The 2,591-nt window shown below is 54.1% G+C and carries 1 protein-coding gene; it reads right to left on the bottom strand.

What is annotated here, in order from left to right; translation table 11 throughout:
* Window positions 1-1,095: 1,095 nt before the first annotated feature.
* Window positions 1,096-1,731, bottom strand: a complete 636-nt coding sequence (locus DXD48_RS09885) for a HEPN domain-containing protein (protein WP_055287434.1) — start codon at window positions 1,729-1,731, stop codon at window positions 1,096-1,098.
* Between the last annotated feature and the right edge of the window lie 860 nt (window positions 1,732-2,591).

The following is a 2,591-nucleotide window of genomic DNA, read 5'->3' as shown; positions in this document are numbered from 1 at the left end:
GGGCCGAGGCCGCCTCGATCAATTTGCGAAAGAATCTTGACGGTACCAAACAAGCTGTTGAGACGCACCCATTTATACGCTTACGAAACGGCAACCATCGATCATCCCTTATTATTCGGAGTTAGAAGTATCGCCCCACGACGCTAAGCCGGTGACCATCCAGTGACTTTTGACAACAAAATAGACATCGCCAATCTGATTGTCCAAGCATTCATCGGATTCTTTACCTTGGGGACCTTGATTGCCGCATTGCGGCAAAGCAGCCAGAACAAAAGGAACAGGGAGGACGACATCAAGCGGTATCAGCCATCCCGCATATCGGCATGGTACGAAGGGGGTCGAAACCGAACCGATCAGCCCAAGGACAATCGATTCGTCTGGCAGTTAGTCGTGCTTCGAAACGAAAGCGAGTCCCCCGTCTACGACGTAATCGTCACCTGTGTCGGGATTAGCGGAGCCGGCCCCTCTTTCAAAGGAGAGGACAACCGTCCCGCTTTTCCCGACCGCGTCTGCGTCGGCACGCTTCCTCCTGGAGCATGGTACACATGGCTCCCGACGGAAGGGCACGGAATGGGAGTACGCACGGCACCCGAAACGGCTTTCACCGACGCAAACGGAACTTCGTGGGTTCGGCGAGGCAACGGAAGTCTCGAGGAGATCCCTATGGAGCCGACCTCGTTCTACAGGCTGCCCCTCCCCTTGACCTGGTACGGATGCAAGAAGCTGACCGAGTAGCCCCTTGGCATCGTCGCTTTAAGCATTGGGTTTTCCGGACTGAGACGCGAACTTTCCCGGCCGTTCCGGATAACGGGAAAGTCAGAATCATTCGGGTTTGCGGGGCGGGAACGCGAGAGCGACTCCGCCCTTATTTTTCGATACACCCATAAATTGAAGCGAGATCGGCATCATCATCTCGAAGCACTTACTCACAGATCCATATGGTAAAGGTAGCAATTCACTGCCTTTTATGCATAAATTACAGGTATCTTAATTAAGCTGTTAAAAAATAATCAACAGCTGTTCTGATTAACCGGCTAATACAACCATGATTCCAACCACTGGTTTTACAAACGATAAAGACCAGCTTCCAACCACTTATTTACCATTCTCGACAAGATAATCGAAGTCAATCAGCTGAAGCTGCTCTACGAACTTCTCCAAATACGAGACAACTTCCTCGTCATTCACGAATAGCGGCCTGTCCTGCGTCAGTCTGCCTGATTTGTCCTGCGGATAGCGGAGACTGATGCCGTTGTCATCGATTTCGGCAATGGCTTTTACAAAAGCACCCATGTTCTTGATGGTTGTATTGTCTTCACGGCACTTTTGCCCCGGAAACCTCGAGAGCAAGGAGTTCCACAGGTTTGTAAGGCTGTGGTCTTTCTTAGGCTTAGCCCCACATCTTTTTATCGCCCTCTTGATTGAAAGCTCAATACAGTGCCTTGTGAGGAACATCACCGGAATCGCGTAGGAATGTTCCAGCATCACATACATGCCCGGCCTGTCGGTCGCTCTCCTCCCGGCGGCCGCAAGCTCCTTGGCGGCATTGAGGAAGGATCTAATGAACTCATCGTCGAACCTGTCGGCTTTAAGCTCGTCTTTCACCAGGGCAGACGAGTCCAACAGCATGAAATTCCTCAAAGTGGGGTCATTGAAGCCGTGCATCTGAGGCTTCATGACCTGTTGATCCTTGTATTTAGGGAACACATGGTCATTGAACACGCTATCCATCAGAGAATCCCTCCTGTCTTCGCGTCTATCCTCGCCCCCGACTTCGAGTCGATGAACTCGTCCACAGCCTCGCCATAATAGACCAATAGATAGTACATCTGAGCTGATGCGGTGCCCACAGCGATGCCAGAAACTCAGACGCCCATGAATGGCGGGGAAACGTTACGAGATGGATAACGCTCCAGAGCGCATAAGGTCCGGCTACTTTGCTCGACCGGCGACGAAGCCCCATTACAGTCAGAAACGAGCTATTCGATACCCCGTTGATGCATTTCCCGGTGTCGCATACGATGCAAGCAAGCCCGTCTGGGCCGCCGATCGGGCGCCCGCGTACGGCCGTCTTTCCCTGCCCCGAAGAGGTCCCGGGGGGTATTGCCGACGCAGGCGTCGCCGTTTCAGACGACTGATAGGAAACTGCCGGACCTCAGGGAAGATGGCCACGGCCAGGTAATGTGGGTGTCGCGGGAAACGGCTTCCGATCGACCGACGATTGGAGGATACCATGGCCAACAACGCAGCGCCCGCGAGGAGGGCCGTCCTCTAGCTCGATGTCGGGAAGTCCTTCCACTGGGCCTGCATGCTCACCCGGGACGGGCAGGTCGCCGTCAACCGCCCCGTCGCGAACTCCTAGCATGAGCTCGACAGGCTGTTCTCGCTTGGTGACCACCACCGCACTTACCGGCACAGAGCTATACGCCAGGCACAAGAAAAGCCGCCGTTAAAGAACGGCGGCTTTGATTCTCGCATATTTATTAAGAGCGACTAGAGCGTCTTGAGGTACTCCCCCAGCTCTTCCTCCCAGTCGGGCATGTCGAAGCCTGCGGACTCCAGCTTGGACAGGTCGAGCGCGGAGTGGACCG

It is taken from the genome of Collinsella sp. TM05-37 (assembly GCF_003436455.1).
GTDB lineage: Bacteria > Actinomycetota > Coriobacteriia > Coriobacteriales > Coriobacteriaceae > Collinsella.
Note: the sequence above shows the minus strand (reverse complement) of the source record. Positions and strands in the feature narration are given on the sequence as shown.

What these genes read in the sequence shown, in the direction of transcription:
- DXD48_RS09885 (WP_055287434.1), bottom strand. Translation starts at nt 1,731, where the DNA reads ATGGATAGCGTGTTCAATGACCATGTGTTCCCTAAATACAAGGATCAA.